The organism is Martelella sp. UBA3392 (assembly GCF_002358775.1).
GTDB classification, from domain to species: domain Bacteria; phylum Pseudomonadota; class Alphaproteobacteria; order Rhizobiales; family Rhizobiaceae; genus Martelella; species Martelella mediterranea.
This window is the reverse complement of sequence record NZ_DEPM01000016.1, coordinates 1-22,486: the sequence shown is the minus strand read 5'-3', so window position 1 is coordinate 22,486 and position 22,486 is coordinate 1. Positions and strand designations below refer to the sequence as shown.

20 protein-coding genes are annotated in these 22,486 nt (G+C 62.9%); 16 read left to right on the top strand and 4 right to left on the bottom strand.

Annotation, left to right across the window (positions count from 1 at the left end; genetic code table 11):
• Positions 1-213: 213 nt before the first annotated feature.
• Complete coding sequence (locus tag B4E36_RS01370) at positions 214-2,382, top strand: malate synthase G (protein WP_292053710.1); 2,169 nt, start codon at positions 214-216, stop codon at positions 2,380-2,382.
• Between the two features lie 136 nt (positions 2,383-2,518).
• Here the strand turns inward: B4E36_RS01370 and B4E36_RS01365 are convergent, their stop codons facing one another.
• On the bottom strand, positions 2,519-3,214 hold the full coding sequence (locus tag B4E36_RS01365) for a GntR family transcriptional regulator (RefSeq protein ID WP_292053708.1): 696 nt from the start codon (positions 3,212-3,214) through the stop codon (positions 2,519-2,521).
• A gap of 395 nt (positions 3,215-3,609) precedes the next feature.
• Here B4E36_RS01365 and B4E36_RS01360 point away from each other — a divergent pair, with 395 nt between their 5' ends.
• The 9 genes from B4E36_RS01360 (at position 3,610) to B4E36_RS01320 (ending at position 13,251) form a co-directional block, all read left to right on the top strand.
• Positions 3,610-4,527, top strand: a complete 918-nt coding sequence (locus tag B4E36_RS01360; protein WP_292053705.1) for an MBL fold metallo-hydrolase — start codon at positions 3,610-3,612, stop codon at positions 4,525-4,527.
• A 9-nt stretch (positions 4,528-4,536) separates the two neighbouring features.
• Positions 4,537-5,253 carry an SDR family NAD(P)-dependent oxidoreductase gene (locus B4E36_RS01355; RefSeq protein WP_292053703.1) on the top strand — a complete coding sequence of 239 codons (717 nt, stop codon included), beginning with the start codon at positions 4,537-4,539 and terminating at the stop codon, positions 5,251-5,253.
• 108 nt (positions 5,254-5,361) lie between these two features.
• Positions 5,362-6,387 (top strand): LacI family DNA-binding transcriptional regulator, encoded by a 1,026-nt coding sequence (locus B4E36_RS01350; protein ID WP_292053700.1) that lies wholly within the window; start codon positions 5,362-5,364, stop codon positions 6,385-6,387.
• A gap of 23 nt (positions 6,388-6,410) precedes the next feature.
• Positions 6,411-7,715, top strand: a complete 1,305-nt coding sequence (locus B4E36_RS01345) for an ABC transporter substrate-binding protein (protein WP_292053698.1) — start codon at positions 6,411-6,413, stop codon at positions 7,713-7,715.
• Between the two features lie 98 nt (positions 7,716-7,813).
• Complete coding sequence (locus B4E36_RS01340) at positions 7,814-8,659, top strand: carbohydrate ABC transporter permease (RefSeq protein ID WP_292053696.1); 846 nt, start codon at positions 7,814-7,816, stop codon at positions 8,657-8,659.
• Entirely contained in the window at positions 8,656-9,489 is an 834-nt protein-coding gene (locus tag B4E36_RS01335) for a carbohydrate ABC transporter permease (protein WP_292053693.1), read from the top strand. The genes B4E36_RS01340 and B4E36_RS01335 overlap by 4 nt, the downstream gene beginning before the upstream one ends.
• 13 nt (positions 9,490-9,502) lie before the next feature.
• Positions 9,503-11,599 (top strand): ADP-ribosylglycohydrolase family protein, encoded by a 2,097-nt coding sequence (locus tag B4E36_RS01330; RefSeq protein WP_292053690.1) that lies wholly within the window; start codon positions 9,503-9,505, stop codon positions 11,597-11,599.
• A gap of 5 nt (positions 11,600-11,604) precedes the next feature.
• Positions 11,605-12,663 carry an ABC transporter ATP-binding protein gene (locus tag B4E36_RS01325; RefSeq protein WP_292053687.1) on the top strand — a complete coding sequence of 353 codons (1,059 nt, stop codon included), beginning with the start codon at positions 11,605-11,607 and terminating at the stop codon, positions 12,661-12,663.
• Positions 12,664-12,750: 87 nt separating this feature from the next.
• Positions 12,751-13,251, top strand: coding sequence for a ClbS/DfsB family four-helix bundle protein (locus tag B4E36_RS01320; protein ID WP_292053684.1), 501 nt, complete (start codon positions 12,751-12,753; stop codon positions 13,249-13,251).
• Between the two features lie 28 nt (positions 13,252-13,279).
• Here B4E36_RS01320 and B4E36_RS01315 read toward each other — a convergent pair whose 3' ends face one another.
• Positions 13,280-15,082 carry an adenine deaminase gene (locus tag B4E36_RS01315; protein WP_292053682.1) on the bottom strand — a complete coding sequence of 601 codons (1,803 nt, stop codon included), beginning with the start codon at positions 15,080-15,082 and terminating at the stop codon, positions 13,280-13,282.
• Between the two features lie 75 nt (positions 15,083-15,157).
• Positions 15,158-15,769 (bottom strand): DsbA family protein, encoded by a 612-nt coding sequence (locus B4E36_RS01310; protein WP_345899885.1) that lies wholly within the window; start codon positions 15,767-15,769, stop codon positions 15,158-15,160.
• Between the two features lie 307 nt (positions 15,770-16,076).
• Here B4E36_RS01310 and B4E36_RS01305 point away from each other — a divergent pair, with 307 nt between their 5' ends.
• From B4E36_RS01305 to B4E36_RS01280, 6 genes are all read left to right on the top strand, one after another.
• Positions 16,077-16,553 carry a DUF3830 family protein gene (locus tag B4E36_RS01305; protein ID WP_292053675.1) on the top strand — a complete coding sequence of 159 codons (477 nt, stop codon included), beginning with the start codon at positions 16,077-16,079 and terminating at the stop codon, positions 16,551-16,553.
• 30 nt (positions 16,554-16,583) lie between these two features.
• The gene (locus B4E36_RS01300; RefSeq protein WP_292053673.1) at positions 16,584-17,609 is read left to right on the top strand and encodes an ABC transporter substrate-binding protein; all 1,026 of its coding nucleotides are present in this window, start codon (positions 16,584-16,586) and stop codon (positions 17,607-17,609) included.
• 369 nt (positions 17,610-17,978) lie between these two features.
• Positions 17,979-18,803 (top strand): ABC transporter permease, encoded by an 825-nt coding sequence (locus B4E36_RS01295; RefSeq protein ID WP_345899884.1) that lies wholly within the window; start codon positions 17,979-17,981, stop codon positions 18,801-18,803.
• Complete coding sequence (locus B4E36_RS01290; RefSeq protein ID WP_345899883.1) at positions 18,796-19,599, top strand: ABC transporter permease; 804 nt, start codon at positions 18,796-18,798, stop codon at positions 19,597-19,599. Before B4E36_RS01295 ends, B4E36_RS01290 begins: the two co-directional genes overlap by 8 nt.
• 10 nt (positions 19,600-19,609) lie before the next feature.
• Positions 19,610-20,641 carry an ABC transporter ATP-binding protein gene (locus B4E36_RS01285; RefSeq protein WP_345899882.1) on the top strand — a complete coding sequence of 344 codons (1,032 nt, stop codon included), beginning with the start codon at positions 19,610-19,612 and terminating at the stop codon, positions 20,639-20,641.
• A gap of 40 nt (positions 20,642-20,681) precedes the next feature.
• Complete coding sequence (locus B4E36_RS01280) at positions 20,682-21,659, top strand: LysR family transcriptional regulator (RefSeq protein WP_292053661.1); 978 nt, start codon at positions 20,682-20,684, stop codon at positions 21,657-21,659.
• On the opposite strand, the gene modC is transcribed toward B4E36_RS01280, so the two are convergent.
• Positions 21,649-22,486, bottom strand: an 838-nt coding sequence (modC, locus tag B4E36_RS01275) for a molybdenum ABC transporter ATP-binding protein (protein ID WP_345899881.1), incomplete at its 5' end; no start/stop codon positions are given. The two genes, B4E36_RS01280 and modC, sit on opposite strands and share 11 nt — an antisense overlap.

Sequence of the window (22,486 nt, the reverse complement as noted above, 5' to 3'; positions counted from 1 at the left end):
TCTCCCCTCCGGGGCGAGAAGATTAGGGGGCTATGCGGGGAGACCATATGCGATAGCCCTGCTCAAAGGGGGAGATTGATAAAGGTGAGGCCTCGGGAGACGGCCATTTATGCCCAAATGGAAAAAATATTTGGCACTCATGCCGAATTGACCCCGCGCCCTTTGCCGCTAGAGTGGCGGCAATGACAGTTCCAGCCACAGGATGGTGATTTCATGGCGCGCATCGAGAAACACGGCCTTGCCTATGACAAGGCGCTTTATGATTTTCTGACCGAAAAGGTCCTGCCCGGCACCAATGTCGACGCCGACGCCTTTTTCGAGGGTTTCGCCGCGATTGTCGGCGACCTTGCGCCGAAGAACCGCGCGCTGCTGAAAACCCGCGATGCGATGCAGGAAAAGCTCGACGCCTGGTACAGGGAAAACGGCGCGCCTTCCGACATGGCGGCCTATGAGGCGTTCCTGCGCGAGATCGGCTATATCCTGCCGGAAGGCGATGACTTTTCCGTCACCACTGAAAATGTCGATCCGGAAATCACCACCATCGCCGGCCCCCAGCTCGTCGTTCCGGTGATGAATGCCCGTTATGCGCTGAATGCGGCGAACGCCCGCTGGGGCTCGCTCTATGACGCGCTCTACGGCACGGATGCGATCGCCGAGGATGACGGCGCGGAAAAGGGCAGGGGCTATAACCCGAAGCGCGGGGCGAAGGTCATCGCCTGGGCCAAGGATTTCCTCGACAGCAATTTTCCGCTCGCCGGCGGCAAATGGGCCGATGTCATCGGTTTCGGCTATGACAGCGGCGCGCTGATCGTGAAGACGGAAACAGGCGAAACCGGCCTTGCCGATCCGGCGCAGTATGCCGGTTTCAAGGATGAGGACGGCGATGCCTTCCGGCTCTATTTCGTCAACAACAACCTCCATGCGCTGGTGTTCGTCGATCCCGACAGCATGATCGGCAAGGACGACCCGGCCGGCATCGGTGACATCGCGCTCGAATCGGCCATCACCGCGATCATGGATTGCGAGGATTCCGTTGCCGCCGTCGATGCCGAGGACAAGGTCCTCGCCTATTCCAACTGGCTCGGCCTGATGAAGGGCGACCTGACGGAAGAGGTCACCAAGAACGGCAGGACGTTCACCCGCCGGCTTGCCAAGGACATCGAATTCACCGGCCCGGATGGCAATCCGAAAACTGTGCCCGGCCGGTCGCTGATGCTGGTCAGAAATGTCGGCCACCTGATGACCAATCCGGCAATCCTCGATGGCGAGGGCCGCGAGGTGCCGGAGGGCATCATGGATGCCGCCGTCACCGCGCTGATCGCGCTTTATGACATCGGCGAAAACGGCCGCCACATGAATTCCCGCGCCGGCTCGATGTATGTGGTCAAGCCGAAGATGCACGGGCCGGAGGAAGTGGCCTTCGCATCGGAACTGTTCGGCCGCGTCGAAAAAATCGTCGGCATGAAGCCGAACACGATGAAGATGGGGATCATGGACGAGGAACGCCGCACCACGGTCAACCTCAAGGAATGCATCCGCGCCGCGAAGGACCGGGTCGTGTTCATCAACACCGGCTTCCTCGATCGCACCGGCGACGAGATCCATACCTCGATGGAAGCCGGCCCGATGATCCGCAAGGGCGACATGAAGGGCGCGCCCTGGATTGCGGCCTATGAGGACTGGAATGTCGATATCGGGCTGGAATGCGGCCTCGCGGGACATGCCCAGATCGGCAAGGGCATGTGGGCGATGCCGGACTTGATGGCGGCTATGCTGGAGGCAAAGATCTCCCAGCCCAGGGCCGGCGCCAACACCGCCTGGGTGCCGTCGCCGACGGCGGCCACGCTGCATGCCACCCATTACCACGCCGTCAATGTCGCGAAGGTTCAGGAAAAGCTGAAGGATCGTCCGCGCGCCAGTCTCACGAACATCCTCTCCGTTCCGGTGGCGGTGCGCCCGAACTGGGGCCCGGAGGAAATCCAGGCGGAGCTCGACAACAATGCCCAGGGAATTCTGGGTTACGTCGTGCGCTGGATCGACCAGGGCGTCGGCTGCTCCAAGGTGCCCGACATCAACGACATCGGCCTGATGGAAGACCGCGCCACGCTGCGCATCTCCTCCCAGCACATGGCGAACTGGCTCTATCACGGCATCGTCAGCGAGGACCAGATCGTCGCGACCATGAAGAAAATGGCCGCCGTCGTCGACCGCCAGAACGAGGGCGATCCGCTCTATCGCCCGATGGCCGGACACTTTGATGAATCGATCGCCTTCCAGGCCGCGCTCGACCTGGTGCTGAAGGGCCGCGAACAGCCGAACGGCTACACCGAGCCGGTGCTGCACAAACGCCGTCTGGAGCTGAAGGCAAAGGACGCGGCCTGAGGGGCGGGCCGATCCGCGCAACGTAAATAAAGGGGCTGTGTCATGCCGCATGGCCCCAAAATTCTTCTCGCCCGGGCAGGGGAGATGTCGCGACAGTGGCGGGCGGGTCCGTCGCCGGCAACGCCCTCCGGCTGCGTTATCCTTCCGACAGGATCGCCTTGTTGCGCTTCATGTATTCGGCGATCGCGAGTTCGCCGGCGAGCTGGATGTGGTGTTCGCAGGCCGCCGCCGCCGCATCGCCGTCGCGGGTGACGGCGGCGGCATTGATGATGGTTTCGAGTTCGGCGATCGAGGGCTCGATCCGGCTTTCATCGACGAAGGCAAAGCGGCGAAACATGGCGATGCGGGCATGCATGCTGCTGAGGCTTTCGGCCAGCACGGCATTGTCGCTGCCTTCGGTGAGCAGGGTGTAGAACTCGGCCTTGATTTGCTCGCGGCTTTCGATATTGCCCTTGCGGTATTCCTTGTCGAGCCGGTCGCCGAGCTTCTTCAGCTTGGCGCACTGGCTGTCCGTGGCGTTTTCGGCGAAAAGCCGGCCGGCAAGCCCTTCAAGGGCCGCGCGCACGACATAGATCGAGCGGATTTCCTTTTCGGTGAGCACTGTCACGATCGGGCCGAGATTGGGCACGACGCTGATGAGATGCTCCGATTCAAGCTGGCGCAGCGCCTCGCGGATCACGGTGCGCGAAACGCCATAGGTCTCGCACAGCGCGCTCTCGATCAGGCGCTGGCCGGGCACCAGCCCGCCTTCGAGAATGTCCTCGCGAACCAGACGCACCACCTGCTGGCGAAGCGGGGCCGCCGTGCGGGCAATGACTGTCGAACCTGCCATGCTACTCTCCGATATTCGTTCCGGTGTCTGCCGGGAGGGACGTCCCTCACCGGACCGCCTGAGCGTTAGGTCCAGTTTACCAAGATTTGCCGGAGGACGCGAGCCGCGCGTTCCGGCTTTCGCCGTTATTCACTGATATGATATGACAGTAATACCATAGATCCTGTCGCCGCGCCATCCGCGATTGCGTTCCATCCGGTCAATCGACCCTGCCTCGGCGGCGATCATTGCGGGCAAATAACGGCAGCGCCCTGACCAGCGGAATGTCCAGCGGAATGTCCTCCCGAACCCTCTGTACATTATTACCGTAATACGGTACGACAGGAGACTTGCTCGTTTCCGTTTGCGGTATCCATCGCCGGAAAGGGTGCGCGATAATTACGGGAGGAAAAAGAATGGTCGCCAAGCGTCTCAAATCGCAGAATGCCGGATGGCACAGGTTCAACATTGGAGCGCTGGAATGCACCGCCATCTGGGACGGCTATATCCATCACGGCTATGAGGGCATTTTCCCCAATGCCGATCCGGCGGAAATGGCGCGGCTGCAACGCGAGTATCTTCTGCCGGCGGATCATATTCCGATGGATCTGACCCCGGTTGTGGTCAACACCGGCGACCATCTTATCCTGATCGATGCCGGCATGGGGCAGACCTCCACGATGTTCGGCGATCAGATGGGCCGTCTCATGGAAAACATGAAGGCCGCCGGCATCGATCCGGCCGATATCGATACCGTGTTGCTGACCCATCTTCACCCCGACCATTCCTTCGGCCTGATCCTGCCCGATGGCGCGCCGGCCTTTCCCAATGCCACGCTTTACGCGCCGAAAACCGACTGGGAGGAATGGACCGACGAGGCCAACCTTGCGCGTAACGATTTCCGCAACGCCTGGACCGCCGGCACGCTTCAGGCGGTCGCGCCCTATCGCGAAAGCCTGAAGCTCTTCGAGATCGGTGACGCCATCCTGCCCGGCGTGACGACCCATTCGGCTGCCGGCCACAGTTCCGGCCAGTGCGCCTATCTGTTCGAAAGCGAGGGCGAGAAGGTGATCTTTACCGGCGATCTCGCCCATCACCAGATCTATGATCCCTATCATCCCGAATGGTTCTTCCACATGGATTACGACAGTGATCCCCAGATGGGCGCGGATGCCAAGGCGGCGATCTTCAAGAAGGTCGTCGACGAGAATATCCGCTACCACGGCTATCATTTTCCCTATCCGGGGCTGGGGCGGATGGTGCGGGCGGACGATGGCACCTACCGGTTCCACGCCGAGCCGGTCAATCCGCGCCTGTTGCCGCCATTGAAGTGAGACCACACCATGAATGATGAGATTTGCGCGATCGTCACCGGCGGCGGTCGCAATATCGGCCAGGCGATTGCGCTCAGGCTGCAACAGGACGGTTTTCGCGTCTTCGTGCTCGATGTCGTCGAGCCGGAGGTCGAATCGCTGCGCGCCGATGCCGCGCTGGTGGATCTTCTGGTTGTCGAGGCCGCCAGGGCGGCGGTCGGCAAGATTGTCGCCGATCACAAGGTCACCTGCCTCGTCAATAATGTCGGGCTGGTCGCGCCCGCGCCACTGGAAGAGGTGAAGCTCGAGGATTTCGAGCGGCTGATGAACCTCAACCTCCGCACCGCGATCATCTGCGCCCAGATCGTGGTGCCGGAGATGAAGCGCCATGGCGGCGGCCGGATCGTGTTCAACACCAGCCGCGTCACCAAGGGCAAGCTCGACCGCACGCTCTACAGCGCCACCAAGGGCGCGGCGCAATCGATGGCGCGCACCTGGGCGCTGGAACTCGGCGGCGCCGGAATCACCGTCAACTGCGTCGCCCCGGGCCCGATCGCGACCACCGCCTTCTGGCAGAACAACCCGCCCGATGCGCCGAAGACCAAGGCGATCACCGATGCCATTCCGGTCGGCCGCATGGGCACGCCGGAGGACGTCGCCAACGCCGTCAGCTTCTTCTGCGATCAGCGCGCAAGCTTCGTCACCGGCCAGACCCTGTTCGTCTGCGGCGGCGTGACGGTTGGATAAGTGCTTCCAGCGCAGCGTTTCGCTGAGGCCTAGTTAAATTTTCTTACCCCAATTGACTTATTGCTACGTATCAATAATCTATTGTTACGTAGCAATAGGGAGATTGGGGTGCCGCGGAGGATTACCCAGAAGGAGGTTGCCGAGAGGGCGGGCGTCGCGCAGGCGACGGTCTCGCTCGTGCTCAATGGCGGCCGCGAAAAGGTCGCGCCGGAGACGGCCGAGCGCATCGAGGCGGCGATCGCGGAGCTCGGCTATCAGCCCAATCGCTTCGCCCAGGCGCTGCGCACCCAGCGCAGCCATGTGATCGCCTGCGTGGTGCCGGATCTCACCAATCCCTTCTATCCCTCGCTGGTGGTCGCGGTGCAGAAGGTCGCCCGCGCGGCCGGCTACGAGGTGATCACCATCGACACCGAGGGCCGCGAGGCCAATGAGCGTCAGGTGGTTCAGGCCGCGCAATATGGCCGTTTCGACGGCATTGTCGGCGTGTTCTTCAAACTCGGCGCGCGCGAACTCGCGCCCCTTGGCAAGGCCGGCGTGCCGATCGTGCGCATCGAGGTCAGCCGCAAGGCCGGCGGATCGCTGCCGATCGATGATCTCTACATCGACAACGAGGCGGCGGCGCGCGCGCTCACCGGCCAAATGCTCGCGCTCGGCCATCGCCACATCACCATGATCGCCGCCCCGGGCGGCCCGCAACGCGTCCGCCTGCAGGGCTATCTCGACGCCATGGCATCAGCGGGATGCGAGCCCAACGTGCTCGAGGCCGAGCATTTCACGGTCGAGGGCGGACGCCATGCCGCCGACGCGCTCGTGGAAAGCGGCCGGCCCGTCACCGCGATCATCGCCGCCAATGACATGATGGCGATCGGCGTGATGCAGAGCCTGATCGCGCACGGCCTGGCCATCCCCGGCGACATATCGGTCGCCGGCTTCGATGACATTCTGGCCTCGGCGCTGGTCACGCCGTCGCTCACGACAATCGCGCAATTTCAGGACAGGCTCGGCGCCGCCGCGGCCGAAAAGCTGCTCGACCGGCTGGCGAACGGTGCGGACGAGCCCGGCGGGGCCGAGGAGATGCCCTATGAGATCATCATCAGAGGTTCCGTGGCCGAGCCGGCCATGGCTGCGAAGTAAGAAGTAAAACGGGAGGAAATGTAATGAACATGACGAGATTGCTGACCACAGCCGCCATCGTCGCCGGCACGGCGCAGTTTGCCGCGGCCCAGGAAAAAGTAACCTGGTGGTATGAGCAGGCGACGCCGGACCAGCAGAAGCTGATCTCCGAAAACATCGTCGAGCCGTTCAACAAGGCCAATCAGGATTACGATCTGGTGGTCGACTATCGCGGCAACGAGCTCGACAAGCAACTGCGCGTCGCCATGCTCTCCGGCAATGGTCCGGACGTGGTCTATACGCCCGGCCCGAGCTATGTCGCGCCGATGGCCCAGTCCGGTCAGTTGAAGGCATTGGACGATTACGCCGCCGAATATGGCTGGAACGATCGCGTGCTGAAAGTCTTCCTCGAAATGGGCCGCTACAATGACAAGCTCTACGCGCTGCCCAAGACCTATGAAACGCTCGGCCTGTTTTATAACGAGACGCTGTTTTCGGAGAAGGGCTGGCAAGCGCCGACAAACCTCGACGAACTGGAGGCGCTCGCCGACAAGATGCTTGCAGAAGGCATCACGCCCTTTGCCGCCGGCAATGCCGACTGGCGCGGCGCGAATGAATGGTTCGTGACGCTGGCGCTCAACGCGGTTGCCGGTCCGGACAACATGAACAAGGCGCTGCGTGGCGAAATGCCCTGGACCGCCGAACCCTTTGCAGAAGCGATCGATCGGCTGAATTCCTGGTGGGAAAAGGGCTATTTCGGCAAGAACTACTTTTCCTTGCAGAGCTCGGAACAGGCTGCCGACATGCTGACTTCGGGCCGCGCCGGCATGATGCCGACCGGTACCTGGCAGTTCCAGAACGTCGCCGCCTATACCGGCCAAAATGATACCGAGGCCGGCTTCGTCGGCTTCCCCAGCGCAGAGGGCGCACCGGTGTTCCCGCTCGGCGTCGGCTCGACCTTCTCGATCGCCGAAAAGGCCGGCAATCCGGATGGCGCGGCCGCCGTCATCAATTTCGTGTTCTCGCCGGAAGTCTACGGTTCGATGAATTCGGCCTGGCAGGGCGAGTGGAACATTCCGCTGAAGGATATCTCCGACGTCAAGATGGCGGACGACGTGTCGCCGCTGTTCACCGACACCATGAAGACGCTCGCCGCCTCGGTCAATGACGGCAATTACGGTTACACCACATGGACCTTCCTGCCGCCTGCGACCGACAGCTATCTGATCAATGGCATCGAGGAAGTCTGGCTCGACAAGATCGACACCAATGCCTTCCTGACCAAGCTGAACGACACGTTCGAGAAGGAATTCAAGGCCGGCAAGGCGCCGGCCGTTCCGGCTCGATAAATTCGGAAACTCCTGGTGCGCCGCCATGGCGGCGCACCGGCCAATGCGCAAGACGCAGCCGGAAAGAAGCACGGTCTTCGCTCTGGAAAGGTATTTTCATGCATCGCCTCTATGTCCTGCCGACATTATTGATCAATGTCGTCATCATCGCCGTCCCGGCGCTTCTGACCATATTTCTGGCCTTTTTCGAATGGGACGGCATCACTGCGCCCAGCTTCGTCGGGCTCGGTAATTTCGAGGCGCTGTGGAATGACAGCGTGTTCTGGACGGCGTTGACCAACAACATCATCTGGACGCTGATCTTCCTGACGGTGCCGATCGCCATGGGTCTGCTCGCCGCGACCATGATGCTGGTGGCGCGCCGCGGATCGACTTATTTCCAGGTGATCTACTTCCTGCCGGTGATCATCGCGACCGCGATCACCGCACGGGTATGGCAGGGCATGATCTATTCGCCGATCACCGGCATTGCCGGGCTTCTGCAGCGCATGGGGCTCGACGTCGCCAACCCGCTCGCCGAGACATCGACCGCGCTCTACGGCATCGCCACCGTCGACCTCTGGCACTGGTGGGGCTTTCTCTGCGTCATCTTCTTTGCTGCACTGCGTCAGGTACCGGCCGAACAGGTGGAGGCGGCGCGGGTGGAAGGCGCGACCTTCACGCAGATCATCCGCTACGTGCTTCTGCCCGGCATCCGCCCGACGATCACGCTGATGATGATCATGACCATCATCTGGTCGTTCCTGGTGTTCGACTTCGTCTACATCCTCACCCAGGGCGGTCCGGCGTTCTCGTCGGAAGTGCTGTCGACCTTCGCATACCGCTCCGCCTTCTACGATCTGGCGGTCGGGAAGGCGGCGGCGATCTCGGTGGTGATCAGCCTGTTCGGCCTTGCGGCCACCATCTTCTACATCCGCAGCCAGGCGAGGGAATTCGAATCATGAACACGACCGAAAGCCGCCTGACGCGCATCATCGCCTACATCACGCTCGGCGTGCTGCTCGCCATCACCCTGTTTCCGATTGCGCTTCTGGTGCTCAACTCGCTGAAGGGGTCGGCCGAGATCGTGCAGAACCCGCTGGCGCTGCCGTCGCAATTGCGGTGGGATAATTTCACCCGCGCCTGGTCCGACGCCAATTTCAGCCGCACGCTCATGAACTCCGCGCTTCTGACCGGCATGACGATCGTGCTGGTCTGCACCACCGGCTCGCTCACGGCCTATGTTCTGGCGCGGCGCAAGATCAAGACATGGAAGATCCTGACCTTCTATCTACTGGCGAGCACCACCGCGCCGATCCAGCTCTTCCTGTTTCCGCTCTATTTTGGTTTTGCCCGGCTCGGCCTGATCAACAATCCGGTCGCCGTCGCCTTTATCTACACCGCCGTCTATTCGCCCTTCGCGATCATGCTGCTTCGGACCTATTTCCTGGCTGTGCCGAAGGAGCTGGAGGAGGCGGCGCTGATCGATGGCGCAAGCCACTGGCAGGTGTTCTCCCGCGTATTCCTGCCGATCGTCTCGCCCGGCATTCTCACCGTGGCGCTGATCATCGGGCTTTATTCGTGGAACGAATTCCTGATCGCGACCACCTTCCTGCAGGGGCAGGACCGGCTGACGGCCGTGGTCTCGTTCTTCCTGCTGTCCGGCCAGTACTCGTCCGACTGGGGCGTGGTCATGGCCGCCGCCCTCATCATCATTCTGCCCATCGTAATTCTCTTCGTCCTGCTGCAGCGCCGCTTCATCGAAGGCATGGCCGGCGGCTCGGTGAAGGGCTGACAAGGAGCCTCAAATGTCCATCCCCTCAGATTATCAGAATCGCGTCTATGCCGGCGTGCTCGGCAAGCTGATCGGCGTCTATCTCGGCCGCCCGTTCGAGAACTGGCGCTATCGCGACATTCTCGAAAAGCTCGGTCCGATCACCTATTACATCCACGACCGGCTCGGCGATCCGCTGATCGTGACCGACGACGATATCGGCGGCACCTTCACCTTTCCGCGAGCGCTTGACGATTACGGTGTCTCCGCCGATCTCTCGTCGGAGGATATCGGCAAGGCCTGGCTCAACTATATCATTGAGGAGCGTTCTATTCTCTGGTGGGGCGGGGCCGGAAATTCCACCGAGCATACCGCTTGGCTGAACCTGCAACGCGGCATTCCCGCCCCGGCGTCCGGATCGATCGCAACCAACGGGACGACGGTCGCCGAACAGATCGGCGCGCAGATCTTCATCGATGGCTGGGCGCTGGTCTCGCCTGGCAATCCGGTCCAGGCGGCGAAGCTAGCACGGGCTGCCGGTTCGGTCAGCCATGATGGCGAAGCGGTGAACGCGGCGGTGCTGTGGGCGGCGATGGAGGCGGAAGCCTTTGTGAGCCGGGACGTCAACCACCTGCTCGATACCGGTCTTTCCTTCATCCCGAAGGACAGCCTGATCGCAAAGCTGATCGCCGATATCCGCGACTGGACCTCGGGCAATGAAGACTGGGAGGCCACGCGCCAGCGGATCGAGGACAATTACGGCTATGACAAATATCCCGGAAACTGCCATGTCGTGCCCAACCACGCGCTGATGATCATGGCGCTCTTGCATGCGCCGCATGATTTCCAGCGCGGTCAGATGATCGTCAACACCTCCGGCTGGGATACCGATTGCAATGCCGGCAATCTCGGCTGCCTGCACGGCATCATGCTTGGCCTTGACGGGCTGGAGGCGGGGCCGGACTGGCGCGGCCCGGTCGCCGACCGGCTCTACATGTCAACGGCCGACGGCGGCCGCTCGATTTCCGATGCGGTGGAGATTTCGCTCTGGCTTGCCAATCTCGGCCGCAGGCTCGCGGGCGAGGACCCGCTTGCCGCGCCGAAGGGCGGCGCGCAGTTCCATTTCTCGCTGCTGGGTTCGGTTCAGGGCTTCCTGCCGCAGGGCGGCGAGATGGCGCTTGCGGACCTGAAGGTGACCGGCACGGGTTCGGCGCTTGCGCTCGATTATCACGCGCTGGCCCCCGGTCGCGAGGCTGCCGCGATGACGGCGGTCTTCTCCCCGCGCGATGCCACCCGCATGCGCACCTATGATCTGGTCGCAAGCCCGCGCATCCATGCCGGGCAGACGATGAGGGCTGAGGTGCGGGCGGAAGCCGGCAATGCCGGCGCGGTCGAGGTCAAGCTGCGCCTGCGTCACTATGACGGAACCGACACGCTGGTCGATTGCGACATGCCGCATGCGACGCCGCTTGCCCCGGGCAAATCCGTCACGCTCGAGTGGGTGGTGCCGGAGACGGGATATCAGCCGATCGCAGAGGTCGGCATCGTGCTCACCGCATCCGAGGGCCGCAGCAATGGCCGCGTGCTTGTCGAAAGGCTCTGGTGGGACGGCTGCCCGGACGTCACCTTCAAGCGCCCGGCCGGCAGCGGGGATTTCTGGCGGCGGGCATGGGTCAGCAATGTCCATTTCTTCTCCAAGCATTTTCAGCAGGACATCCGCATCAGCCAGAACCGCGGCGACGGTCTTATCCTGCAGGGCGGTCGAAGCTGGACGGATTACGCCGTCGAGGCCGATCTGATGCTGCATCTGGGGACCTATGGCGGGCTCGTGCTGCGGGCGGAAGGCCAGCGCCGCTATTATCTCGCACGAGTCACGCTTGATGGCGCACTCGAGATCGTGCGCCGCAAGGATGAAAGCGAAGACGTGATTGCCTCCACGCCGTATGCAACCGCGCTCGAAAGCGCCTTCACCATGGCGGCGAGCGTTTCCGGGAATCGCATCATCGCCCAGATCGGCGAGGTCAGCGTCGAGGCCCTCGATGACAGCTTCCCCGGCGGGGCCGCCGGCATGCTGGTCCATGAGGGTGCGCTGTCATCCACCCGCATCCGGGTTCGGCCGGTTCAGGAGTAAAGTCCATGGCAAGTGTTTCCCTCAACAAGGTCGCCAAGCGCTATGGCAGCGTCGAGGTCATCCATGGCGTCGATGCCGAGATCGCCGATGGCGAATTCGTGGTGCTCGTCGGTCCCTCAGGGTGCGGCAAGTCGACATTGCTGCGGATGATTGCCGGGCTTGAGGATATCACCGGCGGCGAGATCGCGATCGGCGGCAAGGTGGTCAACGCGCTGCCGCCGAAGGCCCGCGACATATCGATGGTGTTCCAGAACTACGCGCTCTATCCGCATATGACCGTCGAGGAGAACATGGCGTTCTCGATGACGCTCGCCGGCGCGCCCAAGGAGGAAAAGAAGCGCAAGGTCCGCGAGGCCGCCGAAATCCTCGGGCTGACGCCGCTGCTGGAGCGCAAGCCGCGCGCGCTTTCCGGCGGCCAGCGCCAGCGCGTGGCGATGGGCCGCTCGATCGTGCGCAATCCGCAGGTGTTCCTGTTCGACGAGCCGCTGTCGAATCTCGACGCCAAGCTTCGCGTGCAGATGCGCGGCGAGATCAAGACGCTGCATCGCCGGCTGAAGACCACAATGGTTTACGTCACCCATGACCAGATCGAGGCGATGACCATGGCCGACAGGATCGTGGTGATGCAGGCCGGGCGGATCGAGCAGATCGGCTCGCCGCTGGAGCTTTACGACCGACCGGCCAATGCCTTCGTCGCCCAGTTCATCGGCTCCCCGGCGATGAACCTGTTTCCTGCAACGGTGCAGGGCGGCGAACTCGCGCTTGCGGGCGGCGCGTCGTCAGGCATTGCAGCGCCGGCGAACCTTCCCGAGGGGCACGAGGTGCTGATCGGCAAGCGCCCGGAGGAAATCCGGCTGGCATCGGAAGGTCCGTTGCAAACGAGCGTGGAGAATATCGAGCCGACCGGTTCGGAAACCTTCGTCGAGCTCCGCTTCGGCGATCAGCCGCTTTCCGTGGTGCTCAGGGATCGTCCGGATTTCGACATCGGCGCAAGCCAGGCGTTGCAGCTTCACCACGGCGCATCGCATATCTTCGACCGCAAGACCGGAGAGCGGTTGAACTGAGCCTCGCGCTGAAGGGTGTCCTTCTCCTTGTCCGATCGATTTGACTGGAGTCAAGGCGTGGTTCATCGATCTCGTTAGTAGTGAACCATGCCAGCAGCCACGAACAAATCCGAATTGCTCGCCGTCTTTGACAAGGACCTTGCGAAACTGAAAAAGACGCTCGAGGCGGTCGATGAAGAAATGTCGACCTTGTCAGCGCCTGACGATGCCGCCACGATCAAGGGCGTCATCGCCCACCGCACCCATTGGATGGGCATGTTCCATCATTGGTATGAAGATGGCGTTGCCGGCCGCGAGGTGTTCGTGCCGGCCAAGGGCTACAAGTGGAACCAGCTCAAGGCCTATAACGCGCCGGTTTATGCGAAGGGCGACGAAACGCCCTGGCCCGACCTGCTGTCGGCATTCGACGCTGCCTGTGACAGGTTGCGGTCGTTTATCGTCGCTCGTGATGATCAAGAGCTTTACGCGAACGGCGTTTACGCCTGGACCGGAAAGTGGACGCTGGGCCGGTATGCCGAAGCCTCCGGGCCGTCACATTTCCGGTCTGCGAACAGTTATATCCGCAAGGCGTTGAAGGCTGCGCGATAGGCGTCTCGCGTCGCTCGTTGTGCGGGCTTTAAGCCGGCTCGAAAAGCTCTGCGATTTCCATCTCCGGCACCAGCACCAGTCCCTTGTCGGTGATCCGGATTTCGGGGATCACGGAAAGCGGGATCAGGTTGAAGCCCATATAGGGGATGGAGCAGCCGGCCTCTTCCCAGGCGAGTTTCAGCACGCGCAGGTCGTCGGCCACGTCGTGAACGCGCTTGTCGGACAGAAGTCCCGCGATCGGCAGTTCCACCATGGCGCGGACCTTGCCGTCGGCAACGACGCAGACACCGCCCTGCTTTTCCTCGATGGCCCTGAGTGCCGCCTGCATGTCGGCCTCATTGGTGCCGGCGACGATGATGTTGTGGCTGTCATGGCCAACGGAGGAGGCGACCGCGCCGCGCTTCAGCGAGAAATTCGACAGCAGGCCATGGGCGACATTGCCATCGGACTTGCCGTGACGCTCGACCACGGCGACGAAGCAGAGATCATGGCGGTCGAAATGGCTCTGCCAGTCATTGGCGGGTTCCAGCTCGATGACCTCGTGAACCACCATAATTCCCGGCAGTTCGGTGCGGATGCAGTGCGCCTTGACGCGCTCGACCGGCAGGTCGGGGACGAGCTTGACCTCCTTCGGCAGCTTGACGGTGTGATAGGCGGCGTCGGGATAGCGCCAGCGCTCCGAAAGCGCCTCGTCGAGCGCCGCGGTCACCTTGCGGTCCTCGACCATCAGCTCGCCGCCATACCAGGTATTGATCGGCTGCAGCGTATCGTCGAGCAGCACCAGATCGGCCCGCCTGCCGCCGCCGAGCCCGCCGATCTCGTCGCCGAGGCCGAAGCGGGTGGCGCCGTGGAGCGAGCCCATGGCCCAGGCCTGTTCCGGTTTCATCCCGGCCTTCACCGCCTGGCGCGTCACCCAGTCCTGACCGAACATCAGCAGGTCGTCGGCATCGCGGTCGTCAGTGCACACCGCCACGCGCTTGTGGGAAGCGCCGAGCTCGGTGATCGCCTTGATCGCTTCGGGAAGCGAATGCCATGGCGTGGTCGGCGGACCGCCGCGCAGGAAGATCCAGACGCCGGCCTCCAGCAGGTCGTTGGCGATCTCGCGGTCGATCGCCTCATGGGTGTCGGTCACGCCGGCGGCGGCATAGGCGGCCACGAAATCGCGGCCATAGACATGGCCGGAAACCGGACGGCCGCGTTTCAGCGCCTCGGCGATGATCGCATGCGAGCGCTCATCGCTCATGGCAACGGGCACGAAATCCATCTTCTCGCCAAGCGCCAGGGCCTCCGGCCATTTGTCGAAGATCGCGGCGATCTTGTCCGGCGTCAGGTCGCCACCGGCGGTTTCCATCGCGGCGGATGTCGCCGGCACGGTCGAGGGCACGGTCAGGTAGATCGAAAGCGGGGCCTGGCGGGCATCCTCCAGCATCGCCTCGACGCCGGCGACATCCATGACATTGCCGATCTCGTGGCTGTCGCAGAAGATCGTGGTGGTGCCGTTCAAGAGCGCCGCCTCGGCATAGGCGCAGGCGGTCACCATGCTGCTCTCGATATGCAGGTGCGGGTCGACGAGGCCGGGCGCGATGATGCCGCCGTTTACGTCATAGCTTGCGGCGGAGCGGCCCTGATAGCTGCCAGCGGGCTTCACGGCGGCGATCCGTCCGCCGGAAAGCCAGATTTCCCGGTCGTCGAGAATCCGCTCGCTATAGGTCGACAGCACCCGCGCGCCGGCGATCACCAGATCGGGATCGGCGCGGCCGGAGGCGACATCGGCGAGCTTTCGGGTCATGTCGGAAAGGGGGGCGACGGAAAAGCGGGTCAGTGTGCTCATGCTCGGCTCTCATGCTGTTTGAACCCGCGAGGCTATAGGCCCGTTGGCTGACGGTCCAGCCCTTATCGCATCGGTTTACGCGGCGCGGGCCTTGGCGATGGCTTCTTCCAGAAGCGCGCGGTCGAGAACGCCCGGATAGACCGTCCGTCCGATCACGAAGGACGGCGTGCCGTTGAATTGGAAGGCTTCGGCCTGGTGGTAGTTGCGGTCGAGGAGGGCCCCGATCGCATCCTGGTTTTTCGAGACGCTTGCGGCAATCGCGTCGAAATCGAGCCCGGCATCGGTCAGGATTTCCTCGACCTTTTCATGGCTCAGCCTGGTATTGGCCCGCATCAGCGCGTCGAGCGCGGTCTCGTAGTCGCCAAGTGCCGCCGCGCCCTGCACCGCCTGGGCCGCATAGACCGACACGGGACCGAAGATCGGCCAGTCCTTCATCACCAGCTTGACATTGCCATCCTTGGCCACGACATCGCGGATCATCGGATAGTCGCGCTTGCAATAGGTGCACTGGAAATCGAAATACTCGACCACCGTCACATCGCCCTCGGGATTGCCGAGCACGGGGGCCGCCGGATCGGCGAAGACCTCTTCCGGGGATGGCTCATGGGCAAGGGCAGTCCGCAGAGGCAAGGCGGAAAGCCCGCCGGCAGCCAGCATTCCCGTCAAAATCGTGCGTCTGTCGATCATGTTCATCTCCGCGTTGTCGTCCGGCAGTAGACCGCCCGAAATATGCCAAGGCAAGCGGCGATGCCGAAAATCGGCAAGCTGTCCGCTCACATTCGCGCGAGCGCATCGGGGCGCGCGAGTTGATCCGGGCTGTCGGCGAAAAACAAGGCGCGGGGATTGCCGGCTAGGCTTTCATCGGGTGGCCGCCTCCGTGTCGGAATGCCCGCCGGATCGATAAAAAGAATTAATCGCCGCATGTGAAATTGAAATTGGACAGGCTTTGCGAAATTCCGGTTTCCTGTTCCGTAAAATCAGTGGGAGCCTATTTGTGAGCGACAGGAAACTTTATCTCAAATTCATCGATGCCAATGTTCAGGGCATAATTTCCCTTTATTGGGAGAACGCCCCCGAAACCTGCGCCGCCCTGTGGGGCGCGCTCGAAAAGCCGATCCAGTGGCCGGCGACCCATGCGATCTTCTCCGGGCCCGAAATCATGATGGGCCTGCCCGAGGAAGCGCGCAATTTCGACCCGACCAAATTGCCGCCGGAAAACCAGACCATCCTGCCCGAGCCCGGCGAATTGCTGTGGTTTTACCAGCCGAAGAACTTCTTCAAGATCGATCCCGACGAGTTCTGGGAGATCGGCATGTTCTACGGCGTTGGCGGGCGCACATTCGGCCCGACCGGGTGGATACCCTGCACCTATTTCGGCAAGATGACGGAAAATCTCGAGGCGGTCGCGGCCCAGTGCCGGCTGATCCGCACCGAGGGCGCTAAGAAAGTGGAGATCGGCCGCCTGGCCTGATCAACCGATAACCAAGAGGAAGGGAATAGCATGAAACTTGTTACAGCAATGCTGGCCGGTGCTTCGGTCCTCACCGCCGTACCTGCCCTGGCCGCGGAAATCACCATCAATTCCTTCGGCGGCGCCTATGAGGAGGCGCACCGCAAATGCGTGATCGATCCGTTCACGGCCGAGACCGGCGCCGACGTCAACATCGTCACCGCCTATTCGGCGGACGCCTTCGCCCAGCTTCGCGCCCAGAAGGACGCGCCGCAATATGACGTGATCCATTTCTCCGGCGGCCAGGAAATCGTCGGCGCCAAGGAAGGCCTGCTCGCGCCGATCGATGCGGCGAAGCTTTCCAACGCCGCCGATCTCTATCCCTTCGCCGGCGCGAAAATGGCGGAAGGCGAGGGTCCGGCCTACCAGATTGCCGCCATCGGCCTGCTTTATAACAGCGACGAGCTTTCCGAAGCGCCCTCCAATTGGGCCGACCTGATGGAGCCGGAGCTTGCCGAGGGCCTGGTGCTCACCGATATCTCCAATACCTACGGCCTGTTCGGCTTCCTGATGCTGAACCAGGTTGCCGGCGGCGACCTCGAAAATATCCAGCCGGGGCTCGACGCGGTGAAGGCCATGCTTGAAAACGGCGCCTTCGTGGTTTCGAAATCGCCGGAAATCCAGCAGGCCTTCGCCCAGGGCGGCACTGTCGTGGCGCCCTACGCTTCCGACTACGCCTATACGCTCAGAAAAGCCGGCCTTCCGATCAAGTTCCAGCAGGGCGCGGAAGGCACGCCGGCAAGCTACATCACCGCCAATCTGGTGGCCGGTCGCGACAATCAGGATCTGGCGCTGAAGTTCATCGATATCGAGCTTTCGCCGGAGGCCCAGGCCTGCTTCGCCGAAGCGCTGCGCTATACGCCGACCAATTCCAAGACCGAATTGCCGGACGAAGTGGCCGCCGACGTCGCCTATGGCGAGGAAGGGGTGGCAAGCCTGCTGCGTTTCGACCCGGAAACAATCGAGGCCAACCGCGCCGACTGGGTGGTTGAGTGGAACAAGGCAATCGCGCAATAAGGCGGTGCGCCGGCCCCGCATCCCGGCTTGGCCGGGGTGCGGGGTGAACCACTCGGTGGAAGTGGTGGGCCTGAGTTGGATCGCAGGGCTCTCAACAATTACTCTCCCGCCTTAAGGGGGATATTGCATTTGGCCCTGCGGCTTACTCCCGATATTCTCTCCCGCTTGCGGGAGAGATGCCCCGAAAGGGGCAGTGAGGGTGAAGCAGCGTATCCGATCGTGCGGGCGTTCGAGAGGAAAGACTCCCCTCACTGTCGCTGTCGCGACATCTCTCCCCTCCGGGGCGAGAAGATTGGCGGGCTATGCGGTTGGGTGCGTTATGATAGACGCTTGCTTGGCACACGGCATCAACAAGAGGAAACCCAGCGGATGAAGTCCGACCGTGCAGAAAACGCGCTTCTGGTCTCGCCCGGCCTGCTGCTTCTGGCGCTGGCGTTTTTCTTGCCGATTGGCCGCATGCTGATGCTCTCGGTGATGGGGCCGGAAGGGTTCACCTTTTCCCATTTCGCCGAGTTCATCCGTGAGCCCTATTACCTCAATGTGCTGTGGCGCACGATCCGGCTGTCCTTCATCATCACGCTGATCTCGGCGCTCGTCGGCTTTCCGCTCGCCTATATCATGGCACGCGCCGGGCCACGGCTCAGGCTGTGGTTGATCATCGTCATCCTGCTGCCGCTGATGACCAGCGTGGTGATCCGCACCTTCGGCTGGATGGTGATCTTCGAACGCGGCGGCATTATTTCCTCCACGCTTTACGATCTCGGACTGGTGAAGCGCAATTTCACGCTGATGCGCACCGAAACCGCGATCGTGATCGGCATGGTGCAGGTGCTGCTGCCGTTCATGACGCTGTCGATCCTCGGCGTGGTCACCCGTATCGATCGAAAGCTGGAAGAGGCGGCGCGGACCATGGGTTGTTCGTTCCTGCAGGCGTTCCGGCATGTGGTGCTGCCGCTTGCCATGCCGGGTATCGCCGCCGGTTCGCTACTGGCCTTCACGCTGTCGGCAAGTTCGTTCGTGACGCCGAGCCTGCTCGGCGGGCCGCGGCTTCAGGTGCTGGCGGCCTCGATCTATTCCTCGGTCACGCAAACGCTCGACTGGCATTTCGCCGCCGCCCAGGCCGTGATCCTGTTCCTCGGCATCGCGCTCACCCTCATCCCCTATTTCAGGTTGACGGGAGGCCGTCATGGTTAAGGCCGTTCCGCTGTGGCTGAAGATTGCGACGGTCGTGTTCATCGCGCTGATCGTGCTGGTCATGCTGGCGCCGCTGGTGGTGGTGATCGGCACCTCGTTTTCGGCCAACCAGTTCATCGCATTTCCGCCCAAAGGCTTCTCGCTCGAATGGTATCAAAAGGTGCTGTCGTCGAGCGCCTATCTCTCATCCGGGGCCTTGAGCCTCGGCATCGCGCTGCTGGTGACGCTCTCCTCCGTCACCATCGGCGGCGCGGCGGCGATCGCGATCCATCGCCGGCAATTGCCGCAATCGGAACTGCTCGGCGCGCTGTTCCTGTCGCCGCTGATCCTGCCGACGATCATCTACGCCATCGGCCTGTTGATGTTCTGGAGCGCTGCCTTCGGGCCGGTCTCCTTCGTCACGCTGTGGATCGGCCATACCGCGATCACGCTGCCCTATGTGGTGCGCACCACGCTCGCCGTTTTGAGCGAGTCCGACCCCTTCATCGAGGAGGCGGCGCGCACCATGGGGGCGGGGCGCATCCAGCGGCTCGTGTTCGTGGTGCTGCCGCAATGCCGGCCGGGGCTTGCAGCGGGCGCGTTCTTCGCCTTCAACATTTCGTTTGACGAGGCGGTGCTGTCGCTGTTCCTGCGCACCCCGGACATGACCACGCTGCCGGTGCAGATCTACGGCCAGCTCGAATTCAGTCCCGATCCTTCCGTCGCCGCGGTCTCCACGATTATGATCGCGCTCACCGTCATCCTCATTCTGGTTATCGACCGCGTGCTCGGCATCCGGAAATTCGCCTCGGCCTAGGAATATAATCATGTCGGATATTCATCTCGATCGGATCAGGAAATCCTATGGCAAGGTGGAGGTTCTCCACGGCATCGACCTCGCGCTGTCTTCGGGCGAGTTCGTCAGCCTGCTCGGCGCATCCGGCTGTGGCAAGACCACGCTGCTGCGCACGGTTGCCGGCCTTGAGGCCGTCACCGGCGGCCATGTGGTCATTGATGGCCAGGATGTGACGGGGCTGCCGCCGGAAAAGCGCGATATCGCGATGATGTTCCAGTCCTACGCGCTGTTGCCGCATCTGAGCGTCTACGAGAATGTCCGCTTTCCGCTGCGCATGCGCCGGATCGGCGTGCGCGACGAGCAGGATGAGCGGGTCAAGGCCGCGCTGGAGACGGTGCAACTCGGTCATCTTTCCGACCGCTTCCCGCGCCAGCTCTCCGGCGGCCAGCAGCAGCGCGTGGCGCTTGCCCGCGCCATCGTTTCCAACCCGAAAGTGCTGTTGCTCGACGAGCCGCTCTCCAACCTCGATGCCCGGCTGCGCGAGGACATGCAGGTGGAGCTGATCGAGATCCACCGCCGCCTCGGGCTGACCACGCTGTTCGTGACCCACGACCAGGAGGAGGCGCTGAGCCTCTCCGACCGGGTGGTGCTGTTGAATGCCGGCAAGGTCGAGCAGGAGGGCGCGCCTTCCGAGATCTACGCCCGCCCGGCGACCGCGTTCGTCTCCGGCTTCATCGGGTCGGCCAATGTGTTGAAGGGAGAGCTTGAGGAGGGCGGCATAGTGGTGCTGGAGGACGGGCAACGCCTCGCGGTTTCGGCGGACGCGCCGGCCGGGCCGGTCTCGGTCGTATTGCGGCAGGAGGACCTGAACATCTCTGCAACTGGCGAGGGCCTGAAGGCAAGGGTGAAGACCCGCGTCTATCTCGGCGCGCGAAACCGTTATGTGCTGAGCCTTGCCGGCGAGACCATCCGGCTTCTGACCGACAACGAAACCGTGCTGCAGCCGGGCGACGCGGTTGCGCTTTCAATCGATCCCGAGCGCATTCGCGTTCTCGCCCGCTGACCCTCTTTTGATTGTGCACCCCTGCGGAGGCTGGTAGCGTATGGCGATGCGCATCATCGACATGGCCACCTTCGTGGCGCTTGCCCGCAACCGGCATTTCGGCCGCACCGCCCGGGAACTGAACACCACCCAGCCGGCGATTTCCTCGCGCCTTGCCATTCTCGAGCGCGATTACGCCTGCCGGCTTGTGGAGCGCGGCGACCGCGAGTTTCGGCTGACGCCGGCGGGCGAGGAAGCGCTGCGCGTGTTCCAGGATGTGCTGGAAAAGCTCAACACGCTGAAATCCGACCTGAAGGAGGGCGGCAGCGACGCCGCCTATATCGTGCGCATCGGCGCGATCGATTCCGTGGTCGCCACCTGGATGCCGGATTTCATCGAGGCGCTGAGCCAGGCGATGCCGAACCTCAGGGTCGAACTGACGATCGAGGGCACGCGCGACCTTATCGCCGGCCTTGCCCATGGCGAGTTCGATCTGATCTTCGGGATCGAGCCCGCGATCGGCGACAGTTTCCGCTCCTTCATCATCTGCTATTATGAAATGGTCTGGGCCGCGGCCCCCGCGGTGGTCGACCGCAATACCACCTACAGCGTCGACGAATTGTCGCGGATGCCGATCATCACCTTTCCCAAGGGCACGCCGCCCTATGCCTATGTCGCGCCCTATTTTCAGGACGAACGGGTGCTGGCCTCCAAGCTGACCAGTTCCAACTCGCTGTTTGCGATGATCAATCTGCTGATCGGCGGCTTCGGCCTTGCGGCGATCCCCTCGGTCGCGATCGCGCGCGAGCTGGAGAACGGCCTGCTGTGCCGGGTGAGCGTGACCAAGCCGTTTCCGCCGATGCCGATCGTCGCCACCTATCAGACGACCGTCGGCCAGAACATCCTGCGCGGCGTCGCCGATCACGCCCGCAGCAGCGCCGCCGAGTTCTGCCGCAAGGTGTCCTCGGAAAGCGCCTGGGTGCCGGGGGATGGCGGATCCGCTACTGCCGAGCAGGAACGCGGCCGCATCAATCGATGATCGCCACCGACTTGATCTGGGCATAGACACCCATGCCGGGCTGCAGGCTGAGGAGATTGGCTGAACGGGCGGTGACGCGCGCCATGATCAGCCTGCTGCCGATCTCCAGATGCACGATCATGACGGAGGGATGGTCGCCGCGGGCGATCTCGCGGACGATCGCGGGCACGCGGTTGATGATCGAGACATTCAGATTTTCGGTGAGCGCGATCGAGACGTCGCGGGCATGGATCATCAGGCGCACCGGCTCGCCGACCGCCCTGCCGGTATGGGCGATCCACAACGCCCCGCCCTCGAACTTGGCGAGCGCGAGTTGCCAGCGCAGGTCGATATCGGCGATCCGCGCGTCGATCGCTATCCCGGCGCGGCGTTCATGCGCCATCGGCAGGTCGAGGCGTGCGAGCGTCTCGGCGGTGGGACCGGCGGCGATAACGCGCCCGTCGCGCATCACCGCCAGATGGTCGGCAAGCCGGGCCACCTCGTCGGGCGCATGGGTGACGTAGAGCACCGGAATGGACAGGCTCTGCCTCAGGTTCTGCAGATAGGGGAAGATCTCCTGGCGCGCATGGATATCGAGCGCCGACATCGGCTCGTCCATCAACAGCAGTTTCGGCTGCGAAAGCAGCGCCCGGGCGATCGCGACCCGCTGGCGCTCGCCGCCGGAAAGCCGCGCGGGCATGCGGTCCAGAAGAGCGGAAAGACCGAGCAGTTCGACCAGTTCATCGAACCGCGCCTTGCCATCGCGCTTCGCCCGCTTCTCGCCATAGCGGAGGTTGGCGCTGACGGTGAGATGGGGAAACAGGTTGGCCTGCTGGAACACATAGCCG